Origin of the sequence: Paraliobacillus salinarum (assembly GCF_014083865.1) — a bacterium.
GTDB lineage: Bacteria > Bacillota > Bacilli > Bacillales > Amphibacillaceae > Paraliobacillus > Paraliobacillus salinarum.
The window spans coordinates 209,131-226,094 of sequence record NZ_JACEFA010000001.1; the positions used below are offsets into that span (position 1 = coordinate 209,131).

A 16,964-nucleotide genomic window follows, 5' to 3' on the forward strand; every position below is an offset into this window, starting at 1 on the left:
CAACAAAAAATTAAGGAATAACTATCATCTGTGAGAATATAGTAAAAGTGGAACTACTTTAGTTAACGAAGGAGGTAGCAAAAGTGGATGTATTGAAAGTTTCAGCAAAATCAAATCCTAATTCAGTAGCAGGAGCACTTGCAAATGTTTTAAGAGAACGCGGTTCAGCAGAAATTCAGGCTATCGGTGCTGGTGCATTAAATCAGGCCGTAAAGTCAGTAGCGATTGCTAGAGGATTCGTAGCACCTAGTGGAGTTGATTTAATTTGTATTCCAGCTTTTACTGATATCATGATTGATAATGAAGAACGTACAGCAATAAAACTAATTGTCGAACCTAGATAAAACATCAAAATCCTGTTTGCTAATTTGCGAACAGGATTTTTGTTCATGTGCGATCTGTCTCACCGTATTACAAAGAAAGCAGGGGATTATGATGATTATCGATGCTCATTGTGACGTTTTATTTAAATTATGGTCAGATAAGCTTGATTTCGTAACGAGTAAGGAATTGCAGGTGAATTTAAATAAATGGCGAGAAAGCCCAGTGAAGGTACAATGCTTTGCCATATTTGTTCCTCCTGAAGTATCAAACGAAAGGCAATTTCAAGTTGCATTAGAAATGATCACTATTTTCTTTGAACAAATTGTTAAACCACATGAAGACATTAAATTTATTCAGAATAAAAATGACTTAATCAATTTGAAAAAAAATGAACGTGGTGCCATGCTTACATTAGAAGGTTGTCATGTGATTGGTCGAGATATAAATAAATTAAAAACGTTACTTCAATTAGGTGTTAGAGTGGTTGGTCTGACATGGAATCAAGCTAATGCAGTAGCAGACGGTATTGGTGAAAAAAGAGGTGCAGGATTAAGTAGTTTTGGAGAAGAAGTAATTGCATTATTAAATAAAGAGAACGTTTGGGTTGATGTTTCTCATCTATCTTATCAAGGATTTTTCGATGTAATCGATCAAGCAACACATGTCATGGCATCGCATTCTAACGTGTATTCGATTTGTAAACATCGAAGGAATTTAGATGATAAACAAATACAAGCAATCATTAATAAAGATGGTTGGATAGGTGTAACCTTCGTTCCGTCGTTTACAAGTGAAAAGACAAAGGTTACGTATCATGATACAATTAAACACGTATTATATTATATAGATGCTGGTGCGAAATCTTGTTTAGGATTTGGATCAGATTTTGATGGAATTGATACCTACATTAATGGATTAGAAAGCATCGAGCAATATCAAACGCTTTCAGATGAATTACAATCAATACTTACACCAACTGAATGGGCAAAGATCGCATATCAAAACTTTATAAATAAATTCCCGCAGTAAAATAATGTGATCTTTAAAAGACTTTGTTTTTACAAAGATTTCTTGCTATAATAGTAGAATTGAAGTAGTAGCTAAAAGACTACCTAAGCAATAGGATAGAGAGGAGTCATGACAGATGAATGAACAGCAACGTAAGCAAGCTAGTCAAATCAAACAAGGAAATCCAGCGGACGTAAAATCCGATTCGGATGCAAACTTAGATCGATTAAAAAATATGGGTTCTGATGAATTAATAGGAAAATACTTTCAAACAACGTATGAACCTCCAAATTTAAAGAAAGCCAAAAAGCGTCTTAAGAAAGACGTGGATATTCATTATGACTTTTCAATCCCTGAAGAAATGCAATCTATTGGGGAAGGGAAGAAATTTCTTATTCGTACATACGGATGTCAAATGAATGAGCATGATACTGAAGTAATGGCTGGTCTTTTAACGGATATGGGATATCAAACAACAGATGATACAAATGAAGCAGATGTAATCTTATTGAATACATGTGCGATTCGTGAAAATGCTGAAAATAAAGTATTCGGTGAAATTGGTCACTTAAAGCCATTAAAATTAGAAAATCCAGACCTAATTATTGGTGTTTGTGGTTGTATGTCTCAAGAGGAAGCAGTTGTTAACCGTATCCTTAAGAAACACCCGTTTATTGATATGATTTTTGGTACACATAACATTCACCGTTTACCAAGCTTATTAAAAGAAGCAATGTTTAGTAAGGAAATGGTTGTTGAGGTGTGGTCCAAAGAAGGCGACATTATTGAGAATTTACCTAAGGTACGTAAAGGCCGAATTAAAGGCTGGGTAAATATTATGTATGGTTGTGATAAATTCTGTACGTATTGTATTGTACCGTATACTCGTGGGAAAGAACGTAGTCGTTTACCTGAAGATATTATACAAGAAGTACGTCATTTAGCTGCGCAAGGTTATCAGGAAATCACTTTACTCGGTCAGAATGTTAATGCTTATGGTAAAGACCTAGATTTCGAATACGGTCTTGGTGATTTAATGGATGAGATTCGTAAAATTGATATTGCGCGCGTGCGTTTTACAACATCACATCCGCGTGACTTTGATGATCGATTAATTGAAGTTTTAGCAAAAGGTGGAAACCTTTTAGATCATATTCATTTGCCAGTACAATCGGGTAGTTCAGAAGTGTTACGTGTGATGGCTCGTCGATACACAAGAGAAAGCTATCTAGAACTAGTTAGAAAAATTCGTGAAGCAATGCCAAACGCTACTTTAACAACAGACATTATCGTTGGTTTTCCAAATGAAACTGATGAACAATTTGAAGAAACGATGACGCTAGTTAAAGAGGTTGGCTTTGAAGCTGCATATACATTTATATATTCTCCTAGAGAAGGTACGCCGGCTGCACGTTGGGAAGATAATATTTCGATGGAAGTGAAAAAAGAAAGACTACAACGCTTAAATGCCCTGGTTAATGAGCAGGCAAAGCAAGCAATGGAGAAATATGAAGGTGAAGTCGTAAAAGTGCTTGTTGAAGGGGAAAGCAAGAAAAACCCTGATGTGCTTTCTGGCTATACAGAGCGAAATAAACTAGTTAACTTTAGAGCGCCGAAATCACTTGTTGGAAAAATTGTTGACGTTAAAATTACCAAAGCTAAAACATGGTCACTAGATGGCGAACTTGCAGAAGAAACAGTAGGTGTGTTGTAAATGGCTACTTATAGTAGAGAAGAAGTGTTGACAGAAGCTAATGCGCTCGCTAAGCAAATACAAGATCTTGAAGATGTCAGCAGATATAAAGAAATCGAACAACGATTAAATCAAAGTAAAAAACTAAAAAGTTTAATCAATAATATTAAAGCCTTGCAGAAGCAAGCGGTCAATTTTCAAGCCTATGGTAAAACAGAAGCTTTAAAAAAAGTTGATTTAGAGATTGATGAAAAGCAAGCAGAGATTGATGCTATTCCGATTGTTGAGGAGTTCAAAGAATCCCAAGTAGTTATAAATGATTTGCTGCAGCGTGTAACACAAACAATTTCGGATGAAGTAGAAACATCAATGAACGAACGCCTCGATCAGAAACAATAACAAAACACTGTTGCTACGAACAATTTGTTCGCTGGTAACAGTGTTTTATATTATTCTGTATTATCATTTAAAGAAATTGCACCTTTTCTAGGCAAATGCATACCATGAACTAGAAACCTATGACATGTTATTCACCTTATTTTATAAGCACTTCGGTTGGGTAATGTGCATAAACTGAATATGAAGAAGGAGGAGGTTTTAGTTCTATGTCTTTTCTTGATCAAGAATTTCGAGAAATTATTACGAAAGCAGTAATAGGAAAAGGGCGTAAATTCACACAAGATACAAATACAATTACACCAACACACAAACCATCTAGTATTCTAGGTTGTTGGATCATTAATCACCTATATCAAGCGAAAAGAAAAGGTGATGAATTAGTTGAAGTAAACGGGAGCTATGATGTGAACGTATGGTACTCTTACAATGATAATACGAAAACAGAGGTAGTAACAGAGCGAGTGACCTATCATGACCTAATTAAATTATCGGTTAAAGATAAACATACATTGGGTGATGAAGAAAAGGTTTTCGCTAAAGTATTACAGCAACCGAATTGTTTAGAGTGTAATATTTCTAAGCATGACAAAAAGATCGTAGTTGAATCAGAACGTGAATTTCTAGTTGAAGTCATTGGTGACACAAAAGTTACCGTGAAGGTAGATCCTAATGGTTTGGTGCTTGATGATGATGACATTGATTTAGAATTATCAGATGATGAATTTGAAAGCATTGACACAGATTTTCTATCTAATAAGCAAAAAGATTAATGCAGAACGTGTGGGTTACCTCGCGTTCTTTTTTTTGTGTAAAATCGAATGTGTTACTTATGCGAAATCAAACAAAACTTATGCTATAATGGGACAATGAGATTTCATGCGTTGGGGGAAGAAAAATGTCGAATTATACGCCAATGATAGAACAATATTTGAAGATTAAAGCAGTTCATAAAGATAGTTTTCTGTTTTTTCGATTAGGAGACTTTTATGAAATGTTTTTTGATGATGCGGTTAAGGCATCAAGAGAATTAGAGATTACGTTAACGAGTAGAGATGGTGGAGGAGAGGAACGCATACCTATGTGTGGTGTGCCGTATCACTCTGCATCTAATTACATAAAAAATTTAGTGGAAAAAGGTTTTAAAGTAGCTATATGCGAACAAGTTGAAGATCCAAAAACGGCTAAAGGAGTAGTAAAAAGAGAAGTTGTTCAATTAATTACACCTGGCACCGTAATGGAAGGTACTATGCTAGATGAGAAACAAAATAATTATTTAGCTAGTATTAGTCAATTTGACGAGCGCACATATATTATTTCCTATAATGATTTATCCACTGGTGAGAATAGTATTGCACGAATAGAATTTGGGTGGGAACAAGTAATTGGTGAATTGTATAATCGACCAATTAAAGAAATTGTTATATCAGAAACCCTTCCAGAAGCCCATCAAGAAGCGTTAACGAAACGACTTGATATCACTTTGTCTTATCATGAATCAACCATCATAAATCAAGATTTTACTTATCTATTAGAAAATATAACTGACGAGCAAGCAAAAGAAGCATTCGGGCGATTGTTGTCCTATATTGAATCAACACAACAACGTGCATTAGATCATATGCAGCCTGTACAAGAAATTGAATTAAAGCAATATATGCAATTAGATATGTACTCGAAGCGCAACCTAGAACTTACAGAAACAATTATGCGTAAAGGGAAGCAAGGTAGCTTATTGTGGGTTGTCGATCAAACGGTCACTGCCATGGGAGCAAGAAAGCTAAAAAAATGGTTAGAACGCCCATTATTAAAGCAATCTTATATTGAGTCGAGATATCGATTGGTAGAAGGCTTTATAAATCAGTTCATCGAAAGAGAAGAATTAAGAGAAATTTTAAAATCCATTTATGACCTAGAAAGGCTATCTGGAAGAGTTGCATTTGGTAATGTTAATGCGCGAGATTTGTTACAACTAAAACATTCCGTAGAAAAAATTCCACAATTAAAACAATTATTAGCATCTTTTCATGCGAAGGAAGTACAAAAGCTAGGAGAAGAGATTAATCCGCTAGATGACTTGTACACATTACTAGAAGGTGCTGTGAAAGAAGATCCTCCAATTACCATTAAAGATGGTGGAATGATCAAAGATGGCTACAACGAACAATTAGATAAATATCGTTATGCCTCGAAAAATGGGAAGCAATGGATTGCAGAACTAGAACAAAAAGAGAAACAAGAAACAAATATCAAATCTTTAAAAATTGGTTACAACCGAGTGTTTGGTTATTACATTGAAGTGACAAAAGCAAACTTGCATTTATTACCTGAAGGAAAATATGAACGAAAGCAGACGCTTACTAATGCAGAGAGATTTATAACACCTGATCTAAAAGAGAAAGAAACGTTAATTCTTGAAGCGGAAGAAAAAAGCGTTGACTTGGAATATGAAATCTTTTTAGCTTTACGTGAAAAGGTAAAGGAGTATATTCCTGTATTACAAACGTTGGCTCACCAGATTAGTGAAATTGATGTATTGCAAGGTTTTGCAACCATTAGTGAATCAGCTAATTATGTTCGTCCAACATTTAATCAAGATCGAGAAATAAAGATAACAAATGGCAGACATCCAGTGGTTGAAAAAGTAATGAAAGATGGTATGTATGTTCCGAATAATGTTTTAATGGATCAAGAGACGAACATTTTACTCATTACTGGACCGAATATGTCAGGGAAAAGTACGTATATGAGACAGCTTGCTTTAATAGCGATTATGGCACAAATCGGTTGTTTTGTTCCATGTGAATACGCTAATTTATCCATTTTTGATCAAATATTTACTCGTATTGGCGCTGCGGATGACTTAGTTTCTGGACAAAGTACATTTATGGTCGAAATGCTTGAAGCAAATCATGCACTCACAAATGCTACAGAAAATAGCTTGATTTTATTAGATGAAATTGGACGTGGGACGAGCACATATGACGGTATGGCATTAGCACAAGCCATTGTAGAATATGTACATCATCACGTAAAAGCAAAAACGCTATTTTCGACACATTATCATGAATTAACTACGCTGGATCAATCATTAAATCATTTGAAAAATGTCCATGTACGAGCGGAAGAATACAATGATAAAGTCGTATTTTTACATCAGGTAGAAGATGGAGCTGCTGATCAAAGTTATGGAATTCATGTAGCAAAGTTAGCTGAGCTACCGGATGTGTTAATTAAACGAGCACAAGTTATTTTAGAGCAATTAGAATCGCCGCAATCTAATCAAGAACACGAAACAAATCAAATGAGTGATGAGCAACAGTTAAGCTTTTTCATCGCCGAGCAAAAACAAATAGACAAAAAGCCAAGCAAGACCCAGAAAAATGTTATTTCTGAAACGTTGAAAAAATTAAACATTATGGAGATGACTCCTTTACAAGCAATGAATGAATTGTATCGCTTACAAAAGCAAGCAAATGAGGAGGAATAATCATGCACATATTACCGATGCCAGAGCAATTAGCGAACAAAATTGCCGCTGGAGAGGTAGTGGAACGCCCAGCTTCTGTAGTAAAAGAACTAGTCGAAAATAGTATTGATGCAAAAAGTACAGAAATTAAAATTGAAATTGAAGAAGCGGGCCTTCGCAGAATTAAAGTATCCGATAATGGGGCTGGCATGGAAGATGATGATGCTGAAATTGCCTTTGCACGTCACGCCACAAGTAAAATTCGCAATGAAAATGATCTATTCCATGTTCGTACACTTGGGTTCCGTGGAGAAGCGCTTGCTTCGATTGCAGCGGTCAGTCAACTAATCGTAAAAACGTCAACTGGTAAACATGCTGGGACAATATTAAAGCTTGAGGGCGGGAAGTTAATAGAACGTGATAAAGGTGATGCTAGAAAAGGAACTGAGATTACAGTTGATACACTATTTTATAACACCCCTGCACGATTAAAATATATGAAAACCATTCATACAGAATTAGGACATATTAGTGATGTGGTGAATCGTATGGCGTTATCCAATCCAGAAATTCGCTTTGAATTATTTCATAATGGCAAACAAATGTTTAAAACCTCTGGCCGCGGGGATATCATTCAAATTATCGCAGAAATTTATGGGGTCAGTGTAGCGAAGAAAATGATTCCTGTATCCTACGAAACACTTGATTTTTCTATTAAAGGTTATATAGCGAAGCCTGAAGTGACGCGAGCATCACGAAATTATATATCAACGATGATCAATCATCGTTTTATAAGAAGTATCCCGTTAAATAAAGCAATAACGAACGGCTACCATACACTATTACCAATTGGACGTTATCCATTGGTGGTATTACATGTTGAGATGGATCCGATATTAGTAGATGTAAATGTCCATCCAGCGAAATTAGAAGTTCGATTTAGTAAGGATAAGGAACTATATCAAGCGGTGGAAGAAACGATTAGAGAGGCTTTCAGAAAGCAAACGTTAATTCCTGAAGTGACAAAAAAGGAAAAGAAAGAACGTCCTCAATCCACACAGCACACATTTTCTTTTGAATTTAATCGTGATAACGATACATCAACTACTCAAGAAAAAGAGCAAGAGGGTGTTGAGAAAGAAATAATAAATAATAGGGATACGTACACATCAGCTCAGGACCAAGCATTGGAGACTTTAGGAGATTATCAATCAGCTTCTAAGGTACATTTGCCAACAGATGACTCGGAAGATTTGGGGAATTCAACAGATAATGTTGATAAACAAGGGGAATTAAACAAACCATCAGCGGAGCGTGTTCCCCCGATGTACCCAATTGGACAACATCACGGCACTTATATTGTAGCGGAGAACGAGAATGGTTTGTATATGATTGATCAGCACGCAGCACAGGAAAGAATTAAGTATGAATTTTTCCGTGATGTAATTGGTGAAGTGTCAAATGAATTACAAGATCTATTAATTCCTTTAACCTTTGATTTTTCAAAACAAGAAGCTTTATTAATCGACCAATATCAGGAACACTTGAAAGAAGTGGGACTCTTTTTTGAGCATTTTGGTCAACAAACGTATATCGTTCGCTCACATCCACAATGGTTTCCAAAAGGATTTGAAGAAGAAATTATAAGAGAAATGATAGAGCAGATCATGGAAGAAGAAAAAATTGACATAGCTAAATTAAGAGAAGATGCTGCTATTCTTATGTCGTGTAAACGATCAATTAAAGCAAATCATTATCTGAATAAAGAGGATATGTTTTATCTGTTAGAAGATTTACGCAAATCGACAGACCCATTTACATGTCCACATGGCCGACCAATCATCATTCACTTTTCCGGATATGATTTAGAAAAAATGTTTAAACGCGTCATGTAGCAAGCTTTTCATTAGAGTACTATGTTTCAAAACAAGACAGTGTTAAGGTCATAACAACTTAATGCTGTCTTTTTATAAATGGTTAGGTGCTTTATTTATACATATACAATCTTGCACCATTCTTGATCATTTTTGTATAATGAAACATAACCTATAGCATAAGTTTGTAAGGAGATTACATAATGAAACAAAAAGTAGTGGCTGTTGTTGGACCTACAGGAGTAGGTAAAACTAGCCTTAGTATTGAAATAGCAAAAAAGTTCAATGGTGAAATTATTAGTGGAGATTCGATGCAAATCTATCAAGGAATGGATATCGGAACCGCGAAAATCACAGAAGAAGAACAACAAGGAATCAATCATTATATGTTAGATATTATTAGTCCGGAACAAACATTCTCTGTAGCTGATTTTCAACATATGGTAAGAAACCATATTGATGAAATTAGTAGTCGTGATAAATTACCGATTATAGCTGGAGGAACTGGACTATATATTCAGGCGTCTTTATTTAATTATCAATTTACCGATAATAAAAGAGATGAATCTTTTCAAAAAAAACTAGAAGAAGAAGCGGAACAAAAAGGTGCATATGCTTTACATCAAAGGTTAAAGGAGGTTGACCCTGAACAAGCTGAAAAAATACATCCGAATAATGTGCGAAGAGTGATTCGCTCACTTGAAGTATTTGAGCGTACGGGGAAATCGATGGCTGCGAATCATGAAAAGCAAAGCCTTACCTCTGAGTACGAGCCCATTTTAGTTGGTTTAGAAATGGATCGACAATTATTGTATCAACAAATTAATGATCGAGTGGATCAAATGATGGAAAATGGTCTATTAGAAGAGGTCACTGGTTTATATAAGCAAGGATTGTCTAATAACCAAGCAATGCAAGCAATTGGCTATAAAGAGTTTATCCCGTATTTAAAAGGGGAAGAGACACTTGAAAGGGCAATTGAACTATTAAAACGTAATTCAAGAAGATATGCAAAAAGACAGTACACTTGGTTCAAAAATAAAATGGATGTGCACTGGTATACCATCACCCCAAATGATAAAAATATAAATTTTTCAACAATTTTAAAAGATTTAGCAGGAATGATTGACAATAAGTAGAATAATTATAGTAGTAGAGATAGAATAGAGGAGGAAAAAATATGTCTCAAACAGTTAATATTCAAGATCAATATTTAAATCAATTAAGGAAAGATCATATTCAGGTTACAGTATTCTTAACCAATGGCTTTCAATTACGTGGAACAGTAAAAGCATTTGATAATTTCACTGTGCTTTTAGAAACAGATGGTAAACAACAGTTATTGTTTAAACATGCAATTTCAACTTTTGCGCCTGTTAAAAATGTTACGTTAGAAAAGGAATAATTTTATCTTTAGAACAAAGCGGTTTGTCAATCAACTGATTGATGAATCGCTTTTTGCGTTAGTGAATGTTTTTCATTCAACCATCTTTCTTATTTAAAGATGCACAATAAACACTGATTGTACTAGAATCGCAGAGGAAATATACTCGCTTTCCGCAGGCACGGCTTCAGCTAACTTGGTAAAGAAAATCACTTTACCAAGTGGATCTTCAGCTCGCGCTGTTCCTGCAGGACAAGGAACGCTTCGACAGCAATACATCGCACGAAGAAAATGGCTCTTTATTTTCGAGGAGTCTCGAATATTTCCTCTGCTAATGCTCATATATTCTAAATATTTGCGTATCCTGTTGAAATCATTATAGAACAACATCACATCATTTAATATAGATGCTTTTCTTTACGGTACGCACTGTCACATATGATAAAGAACTTTTAACTTTCTTATTAAAAGCATATTAGGCGTTTGTCACACTATTTTTCTTATCAACGTATAATGTAATTGGTAAGGGGTGATGAAGTGGAGTCGCAAGTTTCTTCTCAAAAACAAAATCAAATAAATATCATTTTACATGATCGTCAGAAAAAGTCTGAAATGGGAAAACAAGATTTGAATACCTCTTTTCTACTGGTGGAAAAGCTATTTACAGACATTATTGGAATGGATGAAATAAAAGAGAATATAAAAGAAATTTATGCCAATATATTAATTAATCAAGAAAGACAGAAGCTAGGCTTAAAAGGGGAAAAACAAGTATGGCATATGCTGTTCAAGGGTAATCCCGGTACAGGGAAGACAACGATCGCTAGAAAATTAGCAGTATTGTTTCAAGAATTAAATGTATTGTCTAAAGGCCATTTAATTGAAGCAGATCGAGCAGATTTAGTTGGTGAGTATATTGGTCATACTGCAAAGAAAACAAAAAGTTTAGTTGAGAAGGCATTAGGTGGGATATTATTTATCGATGAGGCCTACTCATTGGCTCGAGGCGGAGAAAAAGATTTTGGGAAGGAAGCGATCGACACGCTAGTCAAGCAGATGGAAGATCATCATGATCAGTTTATTTTAATATTAGCTGGATATCCTGAAGAAATGGATCACTTTTTATCGTTAAATCCAGGGCTTCGATCTAGATTTCCTTTCATTTTTGATTTCCCTAATTATACAGCTGATCAGTTGGTGAAGATTGCTAAGAGATTAGTAAACGAACGAGACTATCGTTTATCAAATGAAGCAGCATGGAAATTAAAATCAATGTTATTAAATGATATTCATGAGAACCGGTCCGAACATTTTGCGAATGGTCGCTTAGTAAGAAATATTATGGAAAAAGCAATTCGTAAACAAGCTGTTCGCTTACTAAATAAAAACTATTACACTGTTGATGATTTGATGTTATTAAATGCAAAAGATATTATGATAGAATAAAGTGATGCGTAAAGAAGGAGACACAACTTAATGGCAAAAGAAAATGTATTAATTATAGCTATACAGAAAAATTTAGTTGATGATGAACAAATAAAGTATTCCCTGGAAGAACTTATTTCTTTAACAAATACTGCAAAAGGTGATGTAAAACAAACAATGCTACAAAAGCGGGACCATCCTCATCCCGCTTTATATATGGGTAAAGGAAAGCTAGAAGAAATTCAAGAGGTAATTGAAAGTGATGACATTGATCTAGTCATTGCTAATGATGAGTTAACTGCAACGCAAATGCGTAATTTGCAAAAATATTTAGAAGTTAGAATTATCGATCGAAGTCAGTTAATTCTAGATATTTTCGCACAGAGAGCACATACAAAAGAAGGTAAATTACAAGTGGAATTAGCACAATATCAATATATGCTTCCACGCTTGCATGGACAAGGACAACACCTATCGAGGTTAGGTGGAGGAATCGGCACAAGAGGACCTGGTGAAACAAAGTTAGAATCAGACCGTAGGCACATTAACCGTCGAATCAATGAGATTAAACGGCAGTTAGATACGGTTGTTAATCAAAGAGACCAATATCGTAAACGAAGAAAAAGAAACAAAGTGACACAAATTGCGATCGTAGGGTATACCAATGCTGGGAAATCAACATTATTTAATCGACTAACTCAAAGTGAATCATTGGAAGAGGATCAATTATTCGCAACGCTTGATCCAATGTCAAGACAAATAAAGTTTCCTTCTGGATTCCAAGCAATTATTACCGATACTGTAGGATTTATGCAAGATCTTCCCACTGCGTTAATTGCAGCATTTCGTTCAACGTTAGAAGAGGTGAAGGAAGCGGATCTTATTTATCATGTCGTTGATAGTACACACCCTGATAAAGAGCAGCATCAACAAACGGTATTGCAATTGTTAAAAGAATTAGAGGTCGATCACTTACCAATCCTAACTATTTACAATAAAAGCGACAAGTTACAAAGTGATTTTATCCCACTATCGCAACCTTCATTGAAAATGAGCGCTTTTGATCAATCCGATCGCGTGCAATTGCTAAAAGAAACAGAAAGATTATTAATCGATAACTGGGAATTTTATCAAAAAGTGGTACAAGCTTCAGATGGAAAGCTACTACAATCACTAAGACAACAAACGATTATACATGATGAAGTATTTGATCCTGATGATGAGGTCTATGTTGTACAAGGTTATGCCCCGAATCAACATCCAATATTTTTTAATTAAAGGAGAAAGTTTAAATAATATGATTAGAGAAAAAATCGAACAGCTAGAAAAAGAAATTGAAGAACAAAGAAAATATGTCAATCGTATCGCGGAAGTGAATCAAAAACGTGTATTGGATGCTTTTCGTAATCAGAGAATTAGTGATAGTCATTTTTCTCCTACGACTGGATACGGCTATGATGATTTTGGACGAGATGCTCTAGAAGCAGTATATGCAGATGTTTTTGGTGGAGAGGATGCATTAGTTCGTCCACAATTAATCTCTGGTACACATGCGATTACTACCGCTTTATTTGGGATTTTACGCCCTGGTGATGAATTAATGTATATAACGGGTGATCCTTACGATACATTAGAAGAGGTTGTTGGTGTCAGAGGGGATAACAACGGCTCATTAATGGATTTTGGTATTCATTATCAAGCAATTTCTTTAACGGAAAATGGACAGGTTGATTGGGAGCAAATCCAGACACGTGTAAATCAACAAACAAAGGTGATTGGTATACAACGGTCAAAAGGGTATGCAAATCGACCTTCCTTCACAATAAATGAAATAAAAGACATGATTAAAAAAATAAAAGCATTAAAATCAGATGTCATTGTGTTTGTTGATAATTGTTATGGTGAATTTGTAGAGGAATTGGAACCAACACATGTTGGGGCGGATTTGATCGCGGGTTCATTAATAAAGAACCCTGGTGGAGGAATTGTTAGAACAGGAGGTTATATTGTAGGGAATCAAGATTTGGTTCAATTAGCCGCAAATCGATTGACTGCACCTGGATTAGGGAAAGAAACAGGGGCAAGTATTGGGATGTTACAAGAGATGTACCAAGGACTATTTCTAGCTCCCCATACAGTAAGTGAAGCGATTCAAGGAGCGATTTTTTCAGCAAAATCACTAGAATACTTTGGTTTTAAAACTTCTCCTGCTTTTGATACGAAACGAACGGATCTCATTCAGTCGGTTGAGTTTGACAACAAAGAACAAATGATCGCTTTTTGTCAATCTATTCAGCACGCCTCACCAATTAATTCGCATGTAACACCATATCCAGCAGAAATGCCAGGTTATGAGAATGACGTAATTATGGCAGCGGGCACTTTTATACAAGGGGCAAGCCTAGAACTGACCGCTGATGGTCCAATTAGACCGCCTTATACTGTATTTGTTCAAGGTGGATTGATTTATGCGCACGTGAAACTAGCTATCATTGAAGCAATCGAACTCTTCATAAAAAAAGGCTATATCACAATAGAAGAAAAAGAATTAGTTTAGGTCGATATTTAATTTGAAAAAAGTTAACGAAAACATATGTAAGGTAAGTTAACATGAGTTGACAACTATAGTGTCATGCGTATAAAATAGTTAGAGTAATTAGGAAGGGGTGAAAGAAATGAGCGATAAAGAAAGACGTTCAATGCCCTTATTTCCCATTGGAGTAGTAAAGTCGTTAACTGACTTAACAGCAAGACAGATTCGATACTATGAACAACATGGATTGATTCACCCTTCTCGAACCGGAGGCAATCAACGGTTATTCTCATTTAATGATGTCGATCGTTTGCTAGAGATTAAAGAGCTTATTGAAAAGGGAATTAATTTGGCAGGGATAAAGCAAGTGTTATCAATCAATGCCTTACCTACAAATAATAAAGTGATCGAACAAGACAAACGGAATGACTTAACAGAGAAAGAGCTTCGTCAAATGTTGCAAAAAGAGTTATTTGAATCAGGCCATTTGGGTAAAACATCATTGCGCCAAGGGGAATTATCTCGATTTTTCCACTAAAAGTTAAACAAAAAGGAGAGGAAGAACATGGCAAAGTATACAAGAGAAGAAATTAAAAAACGGATTGAGGAAGAAAACGTTAAGTTCATTCGTTTACAATTTACTGATTTACTAGGTACAATTAAAAACGTTGAAATTCCACTCAGTCAGTTAGACAAAGCGCTAGATAATCAAATGGTATTTGATGGATCCTCCATTGAAGGGTTTGTTCGAATTGAAGAATCAGATATGAAGCTTCACCCTGATCTTGATACATTTGTAGTATTTCCATGGACTTCAGAAAAAGGGAAAGTTGCCCGCTTTATTTGTGACATCTATGATTACCATGATGAGCCTTTTATCGGATGTCCGCGTTACAACTTAAAACGTAACCTTAAAGAAATGGAGAAGCTAGGGTTTACTGCATTTAATATTGGTGCAGAACCAGAATTCTTTCTATTTAAGTTAGATGAAAGAGGCGAGCCTTCACTAGAATTGAATGACCACGGTGGTTATTTCGATTTAGCTCCAACCGATCTAGGTGAAAATTGTCGTCGTGATATCGTGTTGGAATTAGAAGAAATGGGCTTTGAAATGGAGGCTTCTCACCACGAAGTTGCTCCAGGACAACATGAAATTGATTTTAAATATTCCGATGCTGTAAAACACGCTGATGATATTCAAACATTTAAATTAGTAGTAAAAACAATTGCACGTAAGCACGGTCTTCATGCTACCTTTATGCCTAAACCGTTATTCGGTGTGAGTGGTTCAGGGATGCACTGTAACATGTCGCTGTTCAAAAATGGGGAAAATGCATTCTTAGATAAAAGTGGTGAATTAGAGTTAAGTAAGACTGCATATCAATTTATCGCAGGTATTATAAAGCATGCGCTACATTTTACTGCAATTACAAACCCAACGGTAAATTCGTATAAACGTCTTGTACCAGGTTACGAAGCGCCATGTTATGTTGCGTGGTCTGGATTAAATAGAAGTCCATTAGTTCGTATTCCATCTGCACGAGGATTGAGTACGCGTATTGAAGTGCGTAGCGTTGACCCAGCAGCTAACCCATATATGGCACTATCTGTCCTATTAGCATCCGGTTTAGATGGAATTAAGAATGATCTGACGCCTCCTGAATCTATAGATAGAAATATATATGTAATGAATAAAGAAGAAAGGGAAGCAAACGGAGTAAAAGACCTACCTGCTACCCTGTATGATGCCATTCAGTTATTGAAACAAGATAAAGTAGTATCTGACGCGCTAGGCGAACACTTATACGAACACTTTATTGAGTCTAAAGAAATAGAGTGGGATATGTTTAGAACACAAGTCCACCCTTGGGAACGTGAACAATACATGAAGGCTTATTAATAGAAGGAAACCCTTGATACTACTGGTATTGAGGGTTTTTGTTTTGGTAAAAGTTATAAAAATGTACTACGTTAAATAAATCATTTCTATTACTTCTAGGAACTAATCCATAATTATTAGCTACCTTTTTCATATACAAATAGTAGAAGGAGGTAAAATAATGGTGAAGATTTTTATTGATCCTGGTCATGGTGGTAATGATCCTGGCGCAAGTGCAAATGGATTATTGGAGAAAGATATAACGCTAGATATAGCTTTACAGTTAAAAAGCATTTTAGAATCAGAATACAAAAATACAGATGTACGTTTATCTAGAACAAATGATCAAACAAAAAGCCTAACAGAAAGAACAAATGAAGCGAATCGATGGAATGCAGATTATTTATTGTCCATCCACATTAATGCGGGTGGTGGAGAGGGATTTGAGAGCTACATTTGGAATGGAGCTTATCGAAGTAAATCAAATACAGATAAATTGCGTTCCGTTATTCATCAAGCGAATGTTGAGCAGTTAAGGTGGAGAGATAGAGGACAGAAAGAAGCTAATTTTCACATGCTAAGAGAATCTAGTATGCCTGCTGCATTAACTGAAAATGGATTTATTGATAATGTTGTAGAAGCGAAAAAAATGAAAACGGATACGTGGGTTAAAAAAGTAGCTCAAGCGCATGCTACTGGATTACAAAACGCATTAAAGCTTGATAAGAAACCTACAAAAAAAGATGTTTTTTATCGCGTAGTATGCGGCTCATTCCAAGACCTTAATAATGCCAAGGAACGCATGAATGTATTAAGCAAACATGGATATGATAGTTTTGTCGATAAATATAAGATGAAAAATAAAATCTACTATCGTGTGGTAGTAGGATCGTTTCAAGATAAGAAAAATGCAAATGATAGAATGAATCAATTAAAAAAGAAGGGGTTTGACGCATTTATTGATGCTGTAAAACCTTAA

General features: G+C 35.4%; 16 protein-coding genes. 15 read left to right on the forward strand and 1 reads right to left on the reverse strand.

Annotation, left to right across the window (positions count from 1 at the left end):
• The first annotated feature begins 83 nt into the window (after positions 1-83).
• The 9 genes from HP569_RS01060 to hfq all read left to right on the forward strand — a co-directional run bounded on the left by HP569_RS01060 (position 84) and on the right by hfq (position 10,169).
• Complete coding sequence (locus HP569_RS01060) at positions 84-344, forward strand: stage V sporulation protein S (protein ID WP_079709518.1); 261 nt, start codon at positions 84-86, stop codon at positions 342-344.
• A gap of 91 nt (positions 345-435) precedes the next feature.
• Positions 436-1,353 carry a dipeptidase gene (locus HP569_RS01065; RefSeq protein ID WP_182199226.1) on the forward strand — a complete coding sequence of 306 codons (918 nt, stop codon included), beginning with the start codon at positions 436-438 and terminating at the stop codon, positions 1,351-1,353.
• 115 nt (positions 1,354-1,468) lie between these two features.
• Positions 1,469-3,046 carry a tRNA (N6-isopentenyl adenosine(37)-C2)-methylthiotransferase MiaB gene (miaB, locus tag HP569_RS01070; protein ID WP_182199227.1) on the forward strand — a complete coding sequence of 526 codons (1,578 nt, stop codon included), beginning with the start codon at positions 1,469-1,471 and terminating at the stop codon, positions 3,044-3,046.
• Complete coding sequence (locus HP569_RS01075) at positions 3,047-3,424, forward strand: YlbF/YmcA family competence regulator (RefSeq protein WP_182199228.1); 378 nt, start codon at positions 3,047-3,049, stop codon at positions 3,422-3,424.
• Positions 3,425-3,630: 206 nt separating this feature from the next.
• Entirely contained in the window at positions 3,631-4,194 is a 564-nt protein-coding gene (gene cotE, locus HP569_RS01080) for an outer spore coat protein CotE (RefSeq protein ID WP_182199229.1), read from the forward strand.
• A 125-nt stretch (positions 4,195-4,319) separates the two neighbouring features.
• The gene (mutS, locus tag HP569_RS01085; RefSeq protein WP_182199230.1) at positions 4,320-6,911 is read left to right on the forward strand and encodes a DNA mismatch repair protein MutS; all 2,592 of its coding nucleotides are present in this window, start codon (positions 4,320-4,322) and stop codon (positions 6,909-6,911) included.
• A gap of 2 nt (positions 6,912-6,913) precedes the next feature.
• Positions 6,914-8,785: a DNA mismatch repair endonuclease MutL gene (mutL, locus tag HP569_RS01090; protein ID WP_182199231.1), complete on the forward strand. Its 1,872-nt coding sequence runs from the start codon at positions 6,914-6,916 to the stop codon at positions 8,783-8,785.
• Positions 8,786-8,967: 182 nt separating this feature from the next.
• Positions 8,968-9,903 (forward strand): tRNA (adenosine(37)-N6)-dimethylallyltransferase MiaA, encoded by a 936-nt coding sequence (gene miaA, locus HP569_RS01095; protein WP_281366355.1) that lies wholly within the window; start codon positions 8,968-8,970, stop codon positions 9,901-9,903.
• Between the two features lie 41 nt (positions 9,904-9,944).
• Positions 9,945-10,169, forward strand: coding sequence for an RNA chaperone Hfq (gene hfq, locus HP569_RS01100; RefSeq protein ID WP_182199232.1), 225 nt, complete (start codon positions 9,945-9,947; stop codon positions 10,167-10,169).
• Positions 10,170-10,262: 93 nt separating this feature from the next.
• On the opposite strand, the gene HP569_RS01105 is transcribed toward hfq, so the two are convergent.
• Positions 10,263-10,427 (reverse strand): hypothetical protein, encoded by a 165-nt coding sequence (locus tag HP569_RS01105; RefSeq protein WP_182199233.1) that lies wholly within the window; start codon positions 10,425-10,427, stop codon positions 10,263-10,265.
• Between the two features lie 258 nt (positions 10,428-10,685).
• On the opposite strand from HP569_RS01105, the gene HP569_RS01110 reads away from it, so the two are divergent.
• The 6 genes from HP569_RS01110 to HP569_RS01135 all read left to right on the forward strand — a co-directional run bounded on the left by HP569_RS01110 (position 10,686) and on the right by HP569_RS01135 (position 16,964).
• A complete protein-coding gene (locus HP569_RS01110; protein WP_246366864.1) occupies positions 10,686-11,594 on the forward strand; it encodes an AAA family ATPase in 909 nt (302 codons plus the stop codon).
• A 30-nt stretch (positions 11,595-11,624) separates the two neighbouring features.
• A complete protein-coding gene (gene hflX / locus HP569_RS01115) occupies positions 11,625-12,851 on the forward strand; it encodes a GTPase HflX (protein ID WP_182199234.1) in 1,227 nt (408 codons plus the stop codon).
• Between the two features lie 19 nt (positions 12,852-12,870).
• Positions 12,871-14,130: a methionine gamma-lyase family protein gene (locus HP569_RS01120; protein ID WP_182199235.1), complete on the forward strand. Its 1,260-nt coding sequence runs from the start codon at positions 12,871-12,873 to the stop codon at positions 14,128-14,130.
• A 118-nt stretch (positions 14,131-14,248) separates the two neighbouring features.
• Positions 14,249-14,644: a MerR family transcriptional regulator gene (locus HP569_RS01125; protein WP_182199236.1), complete on the forward strand. Its 396-nt coding sequence runs from the start codon at positions 14,249-14,251 to the stop codon at positions 14,642-14,644.
• Positions 14,645-14,671: 27 nt separating this feature from the next.
• Complete coding sequence (gene glnA, locus HP569_RS01130; protein WP_182199237.1) at positions 14,672-16,006, forward strand: type I glutamate--ammonia ligase; 1,335 nt, start codon at positions 14,672-14,674, stop codon at positions 16,004-16,006.
• 160 nt (positions 16,007-16,166) lie between these two features.
• Entirely contained in the window at positions 16,167-16,964 is a 798-nt protein-coding gene (locus tag HP569_RS01135) for an N-acetylmuramoyl-L-alanine amidase (protein WP_182199238.1), read from the forward strand.